Below are 16,243 nucleotides of genomic sequence, written 5' to 3'. Positions count from 1 at the left end.
CGAGGTTCGCGCGAGGTTCAGGCGGGATCGCGGTTCAGGCCGGCCGCGTTCAGCAACAGGGTGATCACGGCGTCGGCGCCGCTGAACGGCACCGGCTCGCCCCCCACCTCTTCGAGCAGCCCGCGGAGCTGGCCGCCGGATTGCTCGGGCTCGACCAGCCGTACGATGACCGTCCTCATCGGATCACCATCACCCCGGACGGTTCAGGTCTGGTTCAGGTGGGGTAGGGCGCGGGCTCGACCTCCAGCTCCCGCATGCGCTCGGCGTAGAGGTGGTAGCGCCTGCGGGCGTCGCCGCGCCGGCCCGCCAGGTCGAGCACGCGCACCAGGCCCAGGTGGGCGCGCTCGTCGTAGCCGTCGCGCTCCAGCAGACGCAGCCAGTAGCGGGCGGCCTCGTCGTAGCGCCGCTCGCGGGTGCGCGCCGCGGCCAGCCGGGCGGCCGCCTGCACGTAGGCCAGCCGCGCCTGTTCGCGCAGGCCCACCGCCCAGTCGGCGTAGGGGTCCTCCTCGCAGAACTCGCCGCCGTAGGCGCTCTCGGCCGCCGTCCACCGCTCCAGCGCCTCGGCGGCGCGGCCGGCCTGCTCCAGCCGTACGGCGCCGGCGGTCAGGTCGAGGAAGCGCTCCACGTCGACGTCGGCGTGCGCCAGGTCCAGGCGCAGCGCGCCCTCCTCGGAGACCACGACGTCGTCGGCGGGCCGTTCGCGGGCCGGGTCGAGCACCGCGCGCAGCGTGGAGACCATGACGTTGAGCCGCCGCAGCCCGACCGCGTCGTCGCGCTGCTCGGGCCACAGAATCTCCACCAGCCGTTCCCTGCTGATCGCGCCGCCCCGGCGGCTGACCAGGATCTTCAGCAGGTCGCGGGCCTTGCGCGACTGCCAGGCCGTACGCGGGACCGGCACCGCGCCGCGCAGCACCCGGAACGTTCCCATGGTCTCGATCACCACCGCCGCCCCCGGCACGGGCGCCGCGCGGGCGATCAGCTCGTCGATCCGGTCGTCGAGCGCCCGGCAGCCGATCGCGTGCAGCCGCTCGCGCACCCGTACGGCCACCTCACCCCCGCTCACCGGGTCGGACAGGGCCGCCCGCACCAGCTCGGCCCTGGCCCGCCCGATCGGGTCGCCGAGCGCCGCCCACCTGCGCACCGCCTCGTCGGCCTGCGCGGGATCGCCGTCGAGCCGGGCGCGCAGCTCGCACAGCACGGCCTGGGCCGCGTGGTCCCTGCGCTCCACGGCGATCGGCTCGGTCTCGCCGACCAGCCGGGCGGCCTCGTCGCGACGGCCGGCGGCCAAGGCCACGTGCGCCGCGGCCACCCGCGCGGAGACCCCGGCGATGCCGCCGGCGTACGCGAGCGCCTGCCCGGCCACCTGGGCCGCCTCCTCGGGATCGTCCTCGGCCAGCAGCTCGGCCAGCGCGTTGAGCGCGTTGGAGCGGGTCTGCACCTCGCCCAGCGGCCCGGTCTCGGCGATCACCCGGCGGTAGACGGCGGCCGCCTGCCCGCGGTCGCCGCGCAGCGCGTGGATCTCGCCCAGCCGGACCAGCCCGACGCTGACCAGCCGCGACCCCATCGCCTCCCACCTGGCCACCGCGTCGGCGGCGTCGATCGCCGACTCCTCCAGCCGGCCGAGCCCGACCAGCGCCTTGGCCCGGTTGGCCACGTTGAGCGCGGCGTACGGCGCGAACGACACCAGGTCGCACAGCCTGCTCGCGGCCTCCGTCTCGGCCAGCGCCTCGGCGTAGGCGCCCTCGTCCAGATGGCGGGAGGCCCGGTTGGCCCGGATCCTGATGAGCTGGACGACGTCGCCGGCGCGTTCGGCGTACTCCAGGGCGCGCAGGTAGTAGGCGTCGTTGGCGCGGCGGTCGCCGTCGAGCGCGGCGAGCATGGCCAGCACCGTGTTGGCCATCGCCAGCGCGCCGGGGTCGCCGAGGCCGCCGGCCTGCTCCAGCGCCCGGTCGGCCAGCTCGGCGCAGCCCGCCCGGTCGCCCTTCAGCCACAGCACCGAGGCCATGGAGGCGGCGCACATGGCGGCGTCGGCGGGCGGCGAGCCGTAGGCGTGGCCCTTGGCGTACATCGCCATGGCGGCGTCGAGGTCGCCGCGCAGGTGGTCGATGAAGCCGAGCCGCCTGGCCAGGAACGCGTCGAAGGCGGGGCCGTCGGCGACGCGGGCCAGCAGGTCGTGGGCGCGGGTCCAGTGGCCGCGGTTCTGCTCGGCGATGCCGGCCAGCCTGAGCATCGGCGGCGAGCCTCTGGCCTGCTCGGGCAGCAGGTCGAGGGCCGCGATCACGTCGCCGCGCTCGGCCAGGCGGGGGCCGTGGGAGTTGAGCAGCGACGCGGCGAGGTCGGGGTGGGCGGTCGCGACGGCGGCACGCAGGGCCAGCTCGGGCTGGTCGTGCTCGACGTACCAGCGGGCGGCGACGGCGGCCACGTCGTGGGCCTCGTGCCGGTCGAGCGGGGCGTGCCTGGCCAGGACGTGCCTGCTGGTCGAGGTCAGCCGGTGGCCGTCCTGGTCGGCCTCGATGAACAGGCCGCGGCTGGTCAGCGCCGCGAGCGTGTCGGGCGGCGCGCCGAGCGTGGCGGCCAGGCCGGACGTCAGCACCGGCAGGACGGTCGCCGCGCGCAGCAGCTCCCGCATGCCCGCCGGCAGGTCCTTGAACGCGGCGAGCGTCAGGTGTTCGAGCGTGGCCGAGTTGGCGGCCAGGCTCGCCGCGGTACGCGGCCAGCTCGCCGGCTCCTCGCGGGCCAGCGCGTCGAGCGCGGCCTGGACGGCGGCCGGCCAGCCCGCGCACGCCTCGTGCAGCCGGGCGGCGATGCCCGCCCCCTGCTCGCCCAGCCGCTCCCTGGCCCAGGCGGCGCTCTCGGACGGGGTGAGCGCGAGGTCGGTGGCGTCGAGATCGAGCACCTCGTGGTCCTGGCGCAGCCGGGCCGTCGGGAACGGCAGCGGCGCCCGCGAGGCGGTGACCAGGTGCAGGTGCCGGGGCGCGGCGCGGACCAGCGTCTCGACGTAACGCACCGAGCCGGGCGCGCCGATGATCGCGTCGACGCCGTCGAAGACCAGCGCCAGCCCCCTGGTCAGCCGCCGGGCCAGCGCCTCGGCCAGCGCGCCCGCCAGCGCGGCGGCCCTGGACAGCTCGTCGGCGCCGGGGCCGAGCGGCGCCCCGGCCGCGGCCAGCAGGTCGGCGGGCAGCCCCGGGACGGCCTCGGCCAGCGCCGACGCCACCGAGCCCGCCAGCGTCGGCAGGTCGCGGTCGGCGGGCCCGAGCAGGTGCAGGACGCCGCCCACGGCGTGGCTCCAACCGGCGAGCGCGATCGACTTCCCGTAGCCTGTAGAGGCCACGAGCGTGGTGAGCCTGTGCGTAAGCGCCCCGTCGAGCCGCCGGTCGAGGGCGGGACGGGGTTGCACCCACCCTCGTTCCACCCCCGCATGCTACGCCCGGGCTCGCGGGGGACTCCAGAGTTCGCAAAGTGCCACCTCCCGGTAACTCGCCGGTTGGCGCACTATGGTCGTACTTCATTTCCAGGAGGCACCGTGGAACAGGATCTGCCTGGCGGTGTGAGGCTGATCGTGGGGGTGGACGAGTCCCCGGCCTCGCGTTGGGCACTCGCCTGGGCCATCGGCGCGGCCAGGCTGCACCGGATGGCTCTGGTGGCCGTTCACGTCAGTCGTGCGCCCGTCCATCCCTTCCCCGAGGCGCTGCCCGTGCAGCACGCGATCCGGCAGGGCGAGGAGTCGCGCTGCGCGGAGGTGATCGCGGGCGTGTTCGAGGACGTCGCCGGGGGCGTCCCCGACGACCTGCGCGTGGCGACGCTCAGCAAGGTCGGCGACCCCGGCTACCACCTCGTCGATCTGGCCCGCGAGGGCGACCTGCTGGTGCTCGGCCGGGGCCGGCGGCGGCTGCTGAGCAGGATCCTGCTGCCCTCCACCAGCATGTACTGCGCCCGGCACGCCAAGACGACCGTCGTCATCGTGCAGCAGCCCTCGCCGCCGGACGATCCGGAGCTGTCGGGGGAGCGGGCGCGGCGGTTCTGGAGCCGGCGCGACTACTGACCAGGCGTCGTCCTCAGGTTGCCGGTGAGCAGGCGCAGGCCCGGGCCGATGTCGCGCGGCCCGATCGCGCCGTAACCGAGGACCAGGCCCGGCTGCGCCGGGCTCTCGCCGCAGTAGGCGTCGAGCTGCTCGACGGCCAGGTCCGGCACGGCTCCCAGCGACACGCCGGGGGCCAGGCGGGCGCACACGTGCAGGCCCGCGGCGGACGGGATCAGCCGCAGCCGCTCGTCCCCCGCCAGCGCCGCGGTGACGAGTTCGTGCCGGGCGGCGTACTCGCGGGTCGCCTTCCTGATGTGCCTGGCCAGCAGGCCCTCGTCGATGAAACGGGCCAGGGCGGCCTGCGTGGGCATGTCGCCGTGCCAGTCGGAGAGCTGTCGCGCGGCGCACAGGGCCGGGCCCAGCGAGGCGGGCGCGACGAGGAAGCCGAGCCTGAGCATGGGCAGCAGGGTCTTCGAGAACGAGCCCACGTAGATCACCCGGCCCGACCGGTCGAGGCTCTGCAGGGGTTCGAGCGGGCGTTCGCCGAAGCGGAACTCGCTGTCGTAGTCGTCCTCGATCACCACGGCGGCGCGGCGTTCGGCCCAGGCGAGCAGGGCGGCGCGGCGGGCCAGCGACATGGGCGTGCCCAGCGGGAACTGGTGCGAGGGCGTGACGTAGACCAGGCCGGCCGAGCGGGGGATGGCCGCCACGTCCAGGCCCTCGGCGTCCACGGGCACGCCGATCACGCGGGCGCCGAGGGAGCTGAACAGCCGGCGGGCGGGCGGGTAGCCGGGCTCCTCGACGGCGACGGTCGTGCCGGGCTCGATCAGGACGCGTCCGATGAGGTCGAGGGCCTGCTGCGCGCCGTTGGTGATCAGGACGTCGTCGGGCCCCGCATGAACCGACCGGCTGATCCCGATATGACGGGAAATAGCCTCACGTAGAGGCTGATAGCCGGACGACCGCTCGTACGTCGCCAGCCCCACCCGCAGCTCCCTGGCCACCAGCCTGCGCCAGGTCTCCATCGGGAACAGCCGCGCGTCCGGCACGCCGACGCGGAAGTCGTACCGCGCGGGCGGCGTCTCGACGGCCTGCCCGAGCTCCCGCCAGAACGCCCGCGGCCTGACCACCCCCTTGGGCGCGGCCCGGCCGCGCACCGGCTCGGCCGACACGAACGTGCCCGCCCCCGCCCGGCCGACCAGGAAGCCGTCGGCCACCAGCCGGTCGTAGGCCACCGCCACCGTGTTCCTGGAGATCTCCAGCCGGCCGGCCAGCTCCCTGGTCGGCGGCAGCCGCTCGCCCGAGCGCAGGCGTCCGTCGAGTATGGCGTCGAGAAGCTGCCGGTAGACCTGTGCGGCCAGGTCACCGCGCCCTTGAAGGCTGATGTGAACGTCCAACTTGGCCCAATCAACTTGGCGGAAATTGGAGCTTATGTCGGGACAAGAGTACGGCCATGATGGCCATATGACCGAACGCATGGAACTCGGGAAGTTCGCCGGCGAGGCGTACAAGGCGATGGCCGGCCTGGACCGGTTCGTGGCACAGAGCACCCTCCCCAAGCCCCTCCTCGAACTCGTACGGCTGCGCGCCAGCCAGATCAACGGCTGCGTCTACTGCGTGGACATGCACAGCTCCGACGCCAAGCAGGCGGGGGAGAGCGACGCCAGGCTGCACGCCGTGGCCGTCTGGCGCGAGGCCCCCTTCTTCACCCCGCAGGAACGCGCCGCCCTGGCCTTCACCGAGGCCGCCACCCGCCTGTCCACCGACGACGTCACCGACGAGGTCTGGGCGCAGGCCGCCGCGCACTTCGACGAGCAGCAGCTGGCCGCGCTGACCGTGGCCGTGGCCACCATCAACGCCTGGAACAGGATGGGCGTCGCCACCCGGATGACCCCGGAGTCATACAAGTCATGAAAACCCAGCGCGTGCTCGCCGCCGCGCAGCTCGCCAACTCCATCGGCGACGGCGCGTACCTGGTCACCTCGGCGCTCTACTTCGCCGACGTCGTCGGGCTGTCGGCCACCGAGATCGGCCTCGGCCTCACGCTGGGCTGGGCGGTCGGCTCGGTGGCGGGGGTGCCGCTCGGGCACCTGGCCGACCGGCGGGGGCCGCGTGGTGTGGCGGTGCTGCTCGCGCTCACGACCGCGGTGGCGGCCGGCTCGTTCGTGTTCGTCCGCTCGTTCGCGCCGTTCCTGCTGGTCGCCTGCCTCTACGGCACCGCGCAGACCGGCCTGTCGGCGGCCCGGCAGGCCTTGCTGGCCGGGCTGGTCGAGCCGGCCCGCCGCACGGTCGTGCGGGCGGTGCTCCAGTCCACGCTGAACGGCGGCATGGCCGTCGGGGCCGCGCTGGGCGGCGTCGCGCTGGCCGTCGGCACCCGGGCCGGATACCTCGCGGTGTTCACGCTCGACGCCCTGAGCTTCCTGGTGGCCGCGCTGGTCCTGCTCAGGCTGCCCGCCGTGCGGCCCGCGCCGGCCGCGCCGGGGCCGCGGCTGGCCGTGCTCAGGGACCGGCCGTACGCGCTGGTCACGGTGATCAACGCGGTGATGCTGTTCTACATGCCGCTGCTCAGCCTCGTGGTGCCGCTGTGGATCGCGCAGCGCACGTCCGGGCCCGCCTGGATGGTCTCGGTGCTGCTCGTGCTCAACACCGGCAGCGTGCTGCTCTTCCAGGTACGCGTGGCCCGCCGGGTCCGCGACCTGCGGGACGCCTCCACGGCCGTCCGCCGGGCGGGCGTCGTGCTGTTCGCCGCGTGCGCGGTGTTCGCCCTCAGCCCGCACGGGTGGGTCTTCCTGATCGCGGCGGGCTGTCTGCAGGTCGCGGGGGAGATGCTCCTGGCCGCGGGGGCCTGGGAGATCGGCTTCGGTCTGGCCCCCGACGACCGGCAGGGCCAGTACCAGGGGTTCTTCGGCACCGGCACGGCGGTGGCCAGGATGCTCGGCCCGGCCGTGCTCACCACGCTCGTGCTCGACGGCGGGACCGTGGGCTGGCTGCTGCTGGGGCTGGCGTTCATGACGGCCGGCGCCGCGATGGCACCGGCCGTCAGATGGGCTCAGCGCAGGGCCCTGGCGGTCACCTGAAGCGGCGTAGCCGCAGGCTGTTGCTGACCACGAACACGCTGGAGAAGGCCATCGCGGCCCCTGCGATCATCGGGTTGAGCAGGCCGAGCGCGGCCAGCGGCAGGGCGGCCACGTTGTAGGCGAAGGCCCAGAACAGGTTGCCCTTGATCGTGCCGAGCGTCCGGCGGGAGAGTCTGATCGCGTCGGCGGCCACCAGCAGGTCGCCCCTGACCAGGGTCAGGTCCGACGCCTCGATGGCGGCGTCCGTGCCGGTGCCCATGGCCAGGCCCAGGTCGGCCTGGGCGAGCGCGGCCGCGTCGTTGACGCCGTCGCCGGCCATCGCCACGACCTTGCCCTCCGACTGCAGCCGCTTGACCACGTCCACCTTGTCGGCGGGCAGCACCTCGGCGATCACCTCGTCGATGCCGACCTCGTCCGCGACCTGCCGGGCGACGGCCTCGTTGTCGCCGGTCAGCAGCACCGGGGTGAGGCCCAGCGCGCGCAGCCTGGCGATGGCCTCCGCGCTGGTCTCCTTGACCACGTCGGACACCACCAGCAGCGCTCTGGCCTTGCCGTCCCAGCCGGCCGCGACCACCGTGCGGCCCTTGGCCTGCTCCTCCTCAAGGGTGGCCGCCAGGCCGGCGGGCAGGTGCTGCGACCACTCGGCCAGCAGCCTCGGCCGGCCGACCAGGACCGCGTGCCCGTCCACGATGCCCTGCACGCCGAGCCCCTCGACATTGGCGAAGTCCTCGACGGTCGCGTCGGAGTTCGCCTCTCTGGCGATGGCCTGCGCGATCGGGTGCTCGGAGGCGTGCTCGATGGCGCCGGCCAGCCGCAGCACCTCCTCGCGGCTCTCGCCGTCGGCCAGGTGCACGTCGACCAGCGTCATCCTGCCCTCGGTGACCGTGCCGGTCTTGTCCAGGACGATGGTGTCGATGCGGCGGGTGGACTCCAGCACCTCCGGCCCCTTGATCAGGATGCCGAGCTGGGCGCCCCGGCCGGTGCCGACCAGCAATGCCGTGGGCGTGGCCAGGCCGAGCGCGCACGGGCAGGCGATGATCAGCACGGCCACCGCCGCGGTGAACGCCGCCCCCGCGCCGTTGCCGGTGCCGAGCCAGAAGCCCAGGGTGCCCAGGGCCAGCGCGATCACGATCGGGACGAAGATGCCCGACACGCGGTCGGCCAGCCGCTGCACCTCGGCCTTGCCCGTCTGGGCGTCCTCCACCAGCTTGGCCATCTGGGCGAGCTGCGTGTCCGCGCCGACCCGGGTGGTCCGCACCACCAGCCGCCCGCCCGCGTTCACGGTCGCGCCGGTGACGGCGTCGCCCGGACGCACCTCGACGGGCACGGACTCACCCGTCAGCATCGAGGCGTCGACCGCGGAGGCCCCCTCCTCGATCACGCCGTCGGTCGCGATCTTCTCACCCGGCCGCACGACGAACGTGTCGCCCGCCTTGAGCTGCTCGACCGGCACCCGCCGCCCGTCGGCCAGCTCGACGTCCTTGGCGCCCAGCTCCATCAGGGCGCGCAGCGCGGCCCCCGCCCGCCGCTTGGAACGCGACTCGAAGTAGCGTCCGGCCAGGATGAACGCGGTCACCCCCGCCGCGGCCTCCAGGTAGATGTTGCCCGAGCCGTCGGTGCGCTCGATGGTCAGCTCGAACGGGTGCGTCATGCCCGGCGTGCCCGCCGTGCCGAAGAACAGCGCCCACAGCGACCAGCCGAGCGCGGCCAGCGTGCCGATGGAGATCAGCGTGTCCATGGTCGCGGCGCCGTGGCGCAGGTTCGTCCAGGCGGCCTTGTGGAACGGCCAGCCCGCGTAGACGACGACCGGCGCGGCCAGCACCAGCGACAACCACTGCCAGTTCGTGAACTGCAACGCCGGGACCATCGCCATCGCGATCACCGGCACGCTCAGCGTGACGGCGGCGATCAGCCGGTCGCGCAGCGGACGCAGCTCGTCGGCGGGCTCGGCCTGCTCCTCCCGCTTCTGGACGACCGGGAGCGCGGCGGTGTACCCGGCCTTCTCCACCTCGCTGATCAGCGCCTGGGGGTCAAGCCCGTCGGGAAAGGTGACCTTCGCCTTCTCCGTCGCGTAGTTGACCGTCGCGGTCACGCCCTCAAGCTTGTTCAGCTTGCGCTCGATGCGGTTGGCACAGGACGCGCACGTCATTCCGCCGATCGTGAGCTCGACGGCCTTTTCCTCGGTGAGGGAAGACATCACCTCTCCTTTCTCAGCGTCTCAGTGCTTCTCAGTGGCCTTGGGGGACGGCGGTTCCGCGTCGCCCTGCGTGGCGCGCACGGTGAAATCTGCGGTACGGACCTCGTCCCCGTGCTTGAAGTCGAGGAACAGCCGGTAGTCGCCGATGCTCGGCACCTCGGCGTAGAAGGTGATCTGCGGACCGGCCTTCTCGCTCTGCTCGGGGTGCACGTGCAGGTAGGCCAGGTCGCCGGCGCGGAGGGCGACCAGGTGGCCGTACGCGCCCAGGTAGGGCTGCAGGTCGGTGACCGGCTCGCCGTCTTTGCCCACCGAGAGGGTGAGCTTGCTCGCCCGCCCGGGGACCAGGTCTCCGTCGAGGCTCACAGTGTAGTCGCCGGCCTTCGAGGAGCGGCTCGCCTCGGGCAGCGGCTTCGGACGGTAGTCGCCGGCCGCCTGCAGGTCGGCGCCGAGCGTCAGCTTCTCACCGCCGGTCGGGACGAAGTCGGCGAAGGCCCGGTACGCGCCCGCCTCCGGCAGCGTCAGCCCTACCGACCAGATGCCGTCGGGGGTCATCTCCGGATGAAGGTGGAGGAAGGTGGTCAGGTCGCGGGAGACGACGATGAAGTGCAGCTTCTTGTCGTGTTCCACCTGGTAGGCGGTTACCGGGCGGCCGTCCGGGCCGGTTACCGCGAAGCGGAAGTCGGTGGCCTTGCCGGTCTCGATCGGGGTCAGGGGGTTGAGGGTGTATCCGTTCTGAGACACTTGCAGCCCTCCGGGGGTGTCGCCGGATGTCTGCTCCTGGCCCTTCTCGCCTTCGCTCTTCTCGCCTTCGTGGCCCTGTTGGCTCTCATGGCCCTCTTGGCCCTTGAGGGCGTCTTGGCTTTCGTGCCCCTCTTGGCTCTCTTGAGCCTCCTGGCTCTCCTGGCCTTTCGCCATGGCGGTGTGGCTTTGTGTCGGCGGGTCCTGGGCCACGGGGCCGACGGCCCGGCCCACGCCCAGGGCCCCGCCGAAGACGACGGCGAGCCCCAGGGCGTAGGAGCCGAGCTTGGCGGCGGTGTTCATGACTGCCCGACCAGCTCGTATCCGGCTTCCTCGACCGCGGAGGCGATCTGGGACTCCTCGACCTGGCTCTCGCTGGTCACGGTGAGCCGGCCGCTGGCCAGGTCGACCTCGACGCCGGTGACGCCGGCCACGCCGCTGACCTCCTCCTTCACCGAGCTCACGCAGTGGCCGCAGGTCATGCCCTTGACGGTGTAGGTGGCGGTGCTCATTACGGTCTCCTTCAACGCGTTTCCGGTTCCTGCCGAATACTCTAACACGGTACCCCCCTAGGGTATTCCGGAGGGCATGAGATCCAGCTCACGGTTTTCGCGTACGGACGTCCCGCGCCTCCGGTCCCCATGGCGGCCCCCACCGCGTTGCCCGGAAAGGCAGCCTGAAAACCGCCGGAGAACCGCCGGAGAACCAGCCCCCTCCGGACGCGCCTTCCCGGTCATGGCGGACGTCCTCGTGGGGACGCAGTCCGGCGACCCGCCGACCTCCCGGCCCAGCGAAGTACGAGCTCGCCCAGCACCCCCTCGGCAACGCGACGCCGATGTCGAACGCGTCCCGCGATCACCATGAACTGGACGGCGGGGGGATGTAACATACCTGCGGGGGTATACCGCGCGCGCAGGACGTCCGGATATTTGGCATGATCGGGATGTTGTCCGAAGTGATTGGCAGGTTTGCCCAGGACGGGATGGAGACAGGCCGGGGTCGAAGAGGGTGATCCAGGCCGAGCTGAAGGCTCGTTCTACGCACAAGCCGCACATCAGGTTCGTGCGCAACACAAGGAGCGCAGCCATCCCTTGCTAGGCTGCATGTCAACCGTTGGGTCTCACCCCGGCAGGTGAGACCGTCGAAGAAGTGGGGTCACACCGTGAAGAAGCTGCTCGTTCTGGCGCTGATCGCCCTTGGGGGATTGCTGATCTGGCGTAAGGTGCAGGCCGACCGCGCCGAGCTCGATCTCTGGACCGAGGCGACCGGCAGCGAGAACTAACCGACCGGCGAGGCGATGAGTGACGTCGTCCCCATCGAGCTGGCGTGCCTGGACCTGGCAGGCACCACAGTCGGTGACATCGCCATGGTCGAGCGCGCCTTCGCCGAGGCGATCGCCACCCAGGGCATAGTGCCCGGGACCGGAGCGTACGCGCGTGCCATGGTTCACGTGCACCGGTCCCGGGGCTGTCCCAAGATCGATGTCTTCCGGGGCATCTTCCCCGGCAACGAGGCCCAGGCCCAGGCGGCGAACCTGACGTTCGAGCGCTCCTACGAGGGCGCGCTGGAACGTGCCGGACTGGAGCCCATGCCCGGGGTCCTGGAGATGCTCGACAAACTCCGCGGCACCGGGGTCAAGCTCGCCCTGATCACCGGTTTCAGCCGTACGACGCTCAGCCGCGTGCTCGGCGTCCTCGGCTGGCACGACAAGGTCGACCTGGCCATCTCCCCGGAGGACGCGGGCGGCCGCGGCCGTCCCTGGCCGGACATGGTCCTGCACGCCGTGCTGCGACTCGGCGTGGCGGACGTACGGCACGTGGCGGTCGTCGGCGACTCGGAGAGCGACATGCTCTGCGGGCGCCGGGCCGGAGCCTCCGTGGTGGCGGGGGTGATGACCGGCGTGCACAGCAGAGAACGGTTGCTCAAGGGCGGCGCCACGCACATCCTGGACTCCATCGCGGACTTCCCAGGCCTGGTGCTGAGCGACGACCTCGGGACGACGCGGGTGGCTTCCCCGGCCCGGTAAGCTATCTTCGTCGAAGGGGCCTTAGCTCAGTTGGCAGAGCGCCTGCTTTGCAAGCAGGATGTCAGGAGTTCGAATCTCCTAGGCTCCACTGCAGGTGAAGGGCCACTTCCTATGATCGGGAAGTGGCCCTTTCGATCTTGTGCAGCCGCAAAGTACAGCCACAGCTCCGCCTTCCATCGAAGGCTGTTCCAAGGTGCGGTTCTCGTAGATGGGAACGGACTGCGGAAAGATCATTCGCCCTTGACCGGAGCCTCCACTGACACGGCTCTAACGGCCTCCCTCTCCCCCCTTGCTGAGATATGTGCCAGACGCCGACCTGGGACGGAGGGGGCTCCCATTGCCTCTGAACGTTGGCATGACAGAACTACTGCCCAGGTGAGGATGTATCCGATATCTTCTGGCCATGGCTGCCGCCGTTCCGCCTCCATCTAAGGGGTCCCTCGTTGCAAGGGGGCGTCGTCGGCTTCGGTCACTTGCGGGTTTAAACCGACCTCGGTACTGGCTCGTGACACGAGCAGTGTGGGTTCTGCTGGCCGTTGGAATACTGTTCGCACTAGACGGATACCTGATTGGCTGGTCGCTAGCTTACGAAGTGCTGATCGGTATTAAGTCTCCGGCGGAAGTTGGCTACGGGCCGGTGAGCTGGGCAGTCTCGCTGATTGGCTGGCTCATCGCTCCGGCCTTCGTGGGCGGGCTGGTTGGTTATCTCGTTACCAGGCAGATCGACGCTCGACGGACTGAGTCTGAAGCCGACGTGCTTCAAGATCTGCGAAAGCGCGCACGTGCTAACAAGCCTGCTGGGCGTGGAGGCAGACCATGAGGTCGCTCCGTGACCTTCACAGGGAGGGCGAAGGCGGGAAGAAGTTCGCAGAACTCTTTGCTGGAAATCCACACGGCGGTAGATGGACGATCGCAGAAGATCACTGGGAGCGTACCGTGCGGGAGCTCCTGCACAGGTCCGAGGAGATGGAGAAGCTCAGTCGAAGAGAAGCCGTCCGCAAGGCCGAAACGGTTGCTCAAGGCTTCCTGTGGGGACTTGCGAAGGTGGGTCGCTGCCCATGGTGTGGCTGACCGGGAGCTTCTCGTCGGCGCTATGGCGAGTTAGGTTGGAATCATGGCAGAGCGTGTGAGCATGGCGAAGGTCTTGGAGGGCCTGATCGCTGACGCCTGTCCAGAGGTTCCCTCAGATAATGCTGAAAACCTCGCGAACTTCATTGTGGAGTTGTCAGAAAGACGTCCGATAGCTGAAGCGGACGCAGACCGGATTGCAGGCGCGCTCCTTCAGTGGCTACCCGCCCGCTCAGGAGAGCCTGGAGATCGGCAGCGGCTACGGGCAGGTCACGTTCATACGTCCTCCTCCGGTACATCAACGGGGACTGTGAAGTGGTTCAACGTAGATAAGGGATACGGATTCATCGCTGTGGATGGTGGTAAGGACGCTTTCGTCCACTACTCGGCCATCCTGATGGACGGGTACAGAAGCCTTGAACAGGGTCAACGTGTTGAGTTCGTGATAACGCAAGGGCAGAAGGGGCCTCAAGCAGAGAGTGTTCGTGTGATATAGTAAGTTTGCAAACGTCTGCGTGACAACCAACGGCGACGATCGCGAACACCAGCGAACGTGGAAGGCCATCCCCCCGTGATCAAGGGAATGGCCTGATTGACCTTCGCCAGAGCTGGACGCTACTACGACTCCAACTGATCACCGAGCTTCTTGAGTGCTCGGCGCGTCTCTGCGGACGAGACTTCGCTGTACCCGTTCATGGTCACGGAAATCTGTGAGTGGCGAAGGATCTGCATGGTGACCCGCGGGTGGACGTCAAGGGCGACGAGCAAGGATGCGCAGGTCTTGCGAGTCGCGTGGACGTGGACTTTCCGGACTCCCCCCTTGGCGCAGGCGTTCGCGAAGCTGCGCCGGAAGTTGGATGGCTCGATCGGCCGGCCACTGGCGGTAGTGAAGACGAATCCTGTGTCCTGCCAGCCGTCTCCAGCCGCTTCCCGGGCGGCGTCGCGTGCTCGTTGACGGGCATGAAGGGCCGTTGTGACGATCTCTGGGAACGGCAGCGTGGCGTCGGACGCGTCCGTCTTCGTCTGGCGGTGCAGCAGCTTTCCGCCGACACGCAGGAGCTGCCAGCCGATCGTCATCTCGGCCTGGTCGAGGTCCACGTCTTCCCAACGCAGCCCGAGTGTCTCACCAAGGCGCAGCCCGAGGACGAGCACCAGGACGTAGGCGGGGTACATCGGATCCTCGTTCTTGCGGGCGGACTCCAGAAAGGCCCGTGCCTCTTCGACCGACCAGGGCTTGACCTTGCGCTTGCGAGGAGCCGGCATCTTGATGTTGGCGGCGACGTTGCGGGTCAGCACCTCCTCGCGTACGGCGTTGCTCAGGGCCGCGCGCAGGGTCATGTAGGCGTCGTGGACGGTCCAGTCGGAGGGGACGGCGTTACAGCACTTACTTACGGCGCAACAGTGCTGGCGGCGCTTCGGGTTGCTGTGGGCTTTGGGGCGGGCGGCGTCCTTGCCCTGGTCGCAGCATTGGCAGGAGCGGCGCATCTTGGTCACCCACGCCTGAACGTCCCGGACGGTCAGCTTGTCGAGCCGCTTACTGCCGAGCGCCGGAGTGATGTAGAGCCGGGCGAACATCTCGTAGTTGGCGGTCGTCTTGGGCGCGAGGTTGGGTTCCACGACGTTTTTGAGCCAGTACGTCAGGTAGTCCGAGAGCTTCGGCGACTTGGTGGCCACAGGACCCTTGCGGGCCAGCTCGTGGAGCTTGAGCCACTTCTCGTGAGTCTCTTCACGAGTCTGGGAGCCACCTCACCAACACCGCGTGCGGTCGAGGCGAGGCGGGGTGCGTACCGTGAAGGTCTCCGACTTCTATCACCAGGCTCACCGTCCTTCGTAACGCGCGATCGCCGGCGCGTCCCGGCAGTGCTCGCGGATGTCGCGATCGATGAACAGGCGTTGGTGAGCGACGAGCCGTCTCCAACCGCACAACGCGTCCTCGCGGAGCGGCAGACCGAACCGCCCGAACAGAGCCCCACCCGGCGGGACTCCGCACAGCCGCTCACCAACGCCATGACCACAACCTATCCCAGCATGTCTTAACCTGTCTATAGCATTACTAGCAATGCCTGTTCTATGCCGTTAGCTGTAGGGATACCTAGAGTCGTCCCGTGATCGAATGGGACCCGCGGCTCTACAAGTGGGAGCAGATAGCCAACGTCGTGGCCGAGCGCATCGGCGACGGCACCTACCCGCCCCTCACCCTCATCTCCGAGGTGAAGCTGCAGGAGGAGTTCGACGTCGCACGAGTGACCATCCGCAAGGCGATGGAAGCGCTCAGAGAACGAGGGCTGATCACCACAAAGCCCGGCAAGGGCTCCATCGTGTCCCCGCAGTAGTCATGCCTGCCCATCTCGGGCGACACCCTGATGAAGGATCTGTCCACGACACCTTCAAAGGCGCTGGTCTGGCTGTCGTTCGACGGGGATGGGCCTGGAGAGCTTCGGCCTTAGACTCGGGCCATGGCCAGGACTGACCGCGCCAGCCGGCTGATCGCGGCACCACCGGCAGCGGTCTACGGCGCCCTCCTTGATCGGGATTCGCTCGAAGCCTGGTTGCCGCCGGACGGCATGCGTGGGCGGATCGAGCGGTGGGATCCCCGGCCTGGTGGCGGGTTCCGGATGGTCCTCACATACCTTGACCCCACTGACAGCCCCGGCAAGTCGTCAGACGCGACGGACGTCGTCGACGTCGGGTTCGCCGAACTGGTTCCATCAGAGCGCGTGGTGCAGCGGGCGGTGTTCGAGGCCGATGACCCGTCGTACGCGGGCACCATGACGATGACCTGGCACCTGACTCCCGTCGGCGAGGGGACCAAGGTAACCGTCACCGCCACGGGCGTACCACCCGGCATCGACCAAGCGGTGCACGAGGCTGGGATCGCCTCTTCGCTGGCCAACCTGGCGTCGTACGTCGAAGGGGCCGGCTGACTCAGATCGGCTTGCAGCCGAGGGGGCACTCCCAGCCCGAACGCATCGCTAGCACGGGAGAACTCGACAAAACAGCAGGTCAGCCGAAGTGCTTCGCTGTCTAGTCCCATGAGATGCCTGACGTTTCTGTCCCAGGACATAGGCGACAGGTGATCTAGGAAACATGGTCGACCTTGCGGGGCCGATGCACTT

Annotated in this window: 17 protein-coding genes and 1 tRNA gene; 11 read left to right on the top strand and 7 right to left on the bottom strand. The window is 70.1% G+C overall.

What is annotated here, in order from left to right:
- Positions 1 to 17: 17 nt before the first annotated feature.
- Positions 18 to 179, bottom strand: coding sequence for a hypothetical protein (locus ACIBQ8_RS26415; protein ID WP_185844989.1), 162 nt, complete (start codon positions 177 to 179; stop codon positions 18 to 20).
- Between the two features lie 35 nt (positions 180 to 214).
- Complete coding sequence (locus ACIBQ8_RS26410) at positions 215 to 3,412, bottom strand: BTAD domain-containing putative transcriptional regulator (protein WP_397193234.1); 3,198 nt, start codon at positions 3,410 to 3,412, stop codon at positions 215 to 217.
- 111 nt (positions 3,413 to 3,523) lie between these two features.
- Here ACIBQ8_RS26410 and ACIBQ8_RS26405 point away from each other — a divergent pair, with 111 nt between their 5' ends.
- Positions 3,524 to 4,042 (top strand): universal stress protein, encoded by a 519-nt coding sequence (locus ACIBQ8_RS26405; protein ID WP_397193233.1) that lies wholly within the window; start codon positions 3,524 to 3,526, stop codon positions 4,040 to 4,042.
- Here ACIBQ8_RS26405 and ACIBQ8_RS26400 read toward each other — a convergent pair.
- Positions 4,036 to 5,418, bottom strand: a complete 1,383-nt coding sequence (locus ACIBQ8_RS26400; protein ID WP_397178799.1) for a PLP-dependent aminotransferase family protein — start codon at positions 5,416 to 5,418, stop codon at positions 4,036 to 4,038. The two genes, ACIBQ8_RS26405 and ACIBQ8_RS26400, sit on opposite strands and share 7 nt — an antisense overlap.
- A gap of 67 nt (positions 5,419 to 5,485) precedes the next feature.
- Between ACIBQ8_RS26400 and ACIBQ8_RS26395 the strand changes: the two genes are divergently transcribed.
- Both ACIBQ8_RS26395 and ACIBQ8_RS26390 read left to right on the top strand, forming a co-directional pair.
- Positions 5,486 to 5,935, top strand: coding sequence for a carboxymuconolactone decarboxylase family protein (locus ACIBQ8_RS26395; RefSeq protein WP_397193232.1), 450 nt, complete (start codon positions 5,486 to 5,488; stop codon positions 5,933 to 5,935).
- Positions 5,932 to 7,098: an MFS transporter gene (locus ACIBQ8_RS26390; RefSeq protein ID WP_397193231.1), complete on the top strand. Its 1,167-nt coding sequence runs from the start codon at positions 5,932 to 5,934 to the stop codon at positions 7,096 to 7,098. Before ACIBQ8_RS26395 ends, ACIBQ8_RS26390 begins: the two co-directional genes overlap by 4 nt.
- Here ACIBQ8_RS26390 and ACIBQ8_RS26385 read toward each other — a convergent pair.
- From ACIBQ8_RS26385 to ACIBQ8_RS26375, 3 genes are read right to left on the bottom strand one after another with little or no spacing between them, the layout of a single operon-like run.
- Positions 7,091 to 9,295 carry a heavy metal translocating P-type ATPase gene (locus tag ACIBQ8_RS26385; RefSeq protein WP_397193230.1) on the bottom strand — a complete coding sequence of 735 codons (2,205 nt, stop codon included), beginning with the start codon at positions 9,293 to 9,295 and terminating at the stop codon, positions 7,091 to 7,093. The genes ACIBQ8_RS26390 and ACIBQ8_RS26385 overlap by 8 nt on opposite strands.
- Before the next feature lie 21 nt (positions 9,296 to 9,316).
- Complete coding sequence (locus ACIBQ8_RS26380; protein ID WP_397193229.1) at positions 9,317 to 10,336, bottom strand: hypothetical protein; 1,020 nt, start codon at positions 10,334 to 10,336, stop codon at positions 9,317 to 9,319.
- The gene (locus ACIBQ8_RS26375; RefSeq protein WP_397178804.1) at positions 10,333 to 10,545 is read right to left on the bottom strand and encodes a heavy-metal-associated domain-containing protein; all 213 of its coding nucleotides are present in this window, start codon (positions 10,543 to 10,545) and stop codon (positions 10,333 to 10,335) included. The genes ACIBQ8_RS26380 and ACIBQ8_RS26375 overlap by 4 nt, the downstream gene beginning before the upstream one ends.
- Positions 10,546 to 11,195: 650 nt before the next feature.
- Between ACIBQ8_RS26375 and ACIBQ8_RS26370 the strand changes: the two genes are divergently transcribed.
- The 6 genes from ACIBQ8_RS26370 (at position 11,196) to ACIBQ8_RS26345 (ending at position 13,623) form a co-directional block, all read left to right on the top strand.
- Positions 11,196 to 11,315: a DLW-39 family protein gene (locus ACIBQ8_RS26370; protein WP_020542320.1), complete on the top strand. Its 120-nt coding sequence runs from the start codon at positions 11,196 to 11,198 to the stop codon at positions 11,313 to 11,315.
- Between the two features lie 15 nt (positions 11,316 to 11,330).
- Positions 11,331 to 12,059, top strand: coding sequence for an HAD-IA family hydrolase (locus ACIBQ8_RS26365; protein WP_397178805.1), 729 nt, complete (start codon positions 11,331 to 11,333; stop codon positions 12,057 to 12,059).
- 15 nt (positions 12,060 to 12,074) lie between these two features.
- A tRNA-Ala gene (locus ACIBQ8_RS26360) sits at positions 12,075 to 12,147 on the top strand.
- Positions 12,148 to 12,462: 315 nt separating this feature from the next.
- Complete coding sequence (locus ACIBQ8_RS26355) at positions 12,463 to 12,879, top strand: DUF6313 family protein (protein WP_397193228.1); 417 nt, start codon at positions 12,463 to 12,465, stop codon at positions 12,877 to 12,879.
- Entirely contained in the window at positions 12,876 to 13,130 is a 255-nt protein-coding gene (locus ACIBQ8_RS26350) for a DUF6313 family protein (RefSeq protein WP_387671849.1), read from the top strand. Before ACIBQ8_RS26355 ends, ACIBQ8_RS26350 begins: the two co-directional genes overlap by 4 nt.
- A gap of 307 nt (positions 13,131 to 13,437) precedes the next feature.
- Positions 13,438 to 13,623, top strand: a complete 186-nt coding sequence (locus tag ACIBQ8_RS26345) for a cold-shock protein (RefSeq protein WP_397193393.1) — start codon at positions 13,438 to 13,440, stop codon at positions 13,621 to 13,623.
- Positions 13,624 to 13,745: 122 nt separating this feature from the next.
- Here ACIBQ8_RS26345 and xerC read toward each other — a convergent pair whose 3' ends face one another.
- Positions 13,746 to 14,801, bottom strand: a complete 1,056-nt coding sequence (xerC, locus tag ACIBQ8_RS26340; protein ID WP_397193227.1) for a tyrosine recombinase XerC — start codon at positions 14,799 to 14,801, stop codon at positions 13,746 to 13,748.
- Positions 14,802 to 15,232: 431 nt separating this feature from the next.
- Between xerC and ACIBQ8_RS26335 the strand changes: the two genes are divergently transcribed.
- The gene (locus ACIBQ8_RS26335) at positions 15,233 to 15,460 is read left to right on the top strand and encodes a GntR family transcriptional regulator (protein ID WP_352365806.1); all 228 of its coding nucleotides are present in this window, start codon (positions 15,233 to 15,235) and stop codon (positions 15,458 to 15,460) included.
- A gap of 123 nt (positions 15,461 to 15,583) precedes the next feature.
- On the top strand, positions 15,584 to 16,051 hold the full coding sequence (locus ACIBQ8_RS26330) for an SRPBCC family protein (protein WP_397193226.1): 468 nt from the start codon (positions 15,584 to 15,586) through the stop codon (positions 16,049 to 16,051).
- The last annotated feature ends 192 nt before the right edge of the window (positions 16,052 to 16,243 follow it).

This window comes from Nonomuraea sp. NPDC049646 (genome assembly GCF_044465525.1).
Lineage (GTDB): Bacteria > Actinomycetota > Actinomycetes > Streptosporangiales > Streptosporangiaceae > Nonomuraea.
Note: the sequence above shows the minus strand (reverse complement) of the source record. Positions and strands in the feature narration are given on the sequence as shown.

What these genes read in the sequence shown, in the direction of transcription:
- ACIBQ8_RS26415 (WP_185844989.1), bottom strand. Translation starts at nt 179, where the DNA reads ATGAGGACGGTCATCGTACGGCTGGTCGAGCCCGAGCAATCCGGCGGC.
- ACIBQ8_RS26395 (WP_397193232.1), top strand. Translation starts at nt 5,486, where the DNA reads ATGACCGAACGCATGGAACTCGGGAAGTTCGCCGGCGAGGCGTACAAG.
- ACIBQ8_RS26365 (WP_397178805.1), top strand. Translation starts at nt 11,331, where the DNA reads ATGAGTGACGTCGTCCCCATCGAGCTGGCGTGCCTGGACCTGGCAGGC.
- ACIBQ8_RS26355 (WP_397193228.1), top strand. Translation starts at nt 12,463, where the DNA reads ATGGCTGCCGCCGTTCCGCCTCCATCTAAGGGGTCCCTCGTTGCAAGG.
- ACIBQ8_RS26390 (WP_397193231.1), top strand. Translation starts at nt 5,932, where the DNA reads ATGAAAACCCAGCGCGTGCTCGCCGCCGCGCAGCTCGCCAACTCCATC.
- ACIBQ8_RS26375 (WP_397178804.1), bottom strand. Translation starts at nt 10,545, where the DNA reads ATGAGCACCGCCACCTACACCGTCAAGGGCATGACCTGCGGCCACTGC.
- ACIBQ8_RS26385 (WP_397193230.1), bottom strand. Translation starts at nt 9,295, where the DNA reads ATGTCTTCCCTCACCGAGGAAAAGGCCGTCGAGCTCACGATCGGCGGA.
- ACIBQ8_RS26380 (WP_397193229.1), bottom strand. Translation starts at nt 10,336, where the DNA reads ATGAACACCGCCGCCAAGCTCGGCTCCTACGCCCTGGGGCTCGCCGTC.
- ACIBQ8_RS26350 (WP_387671849.1), top strand. Translation starts at nt 12,876, where the DNA reads ATGAGGTCGCTCCGTGACCTTCACAGGGAGGGCGAAGGCGGGAAGAAG.
- ACIBQ8_RS26330 (WP_397193226.1), top strand. Translation starts at nt 15,584, where the DNA reads ATGGCCAGGACTGACCGCGCCAGCCGGCTGATCGCGGCACCACCGGCA.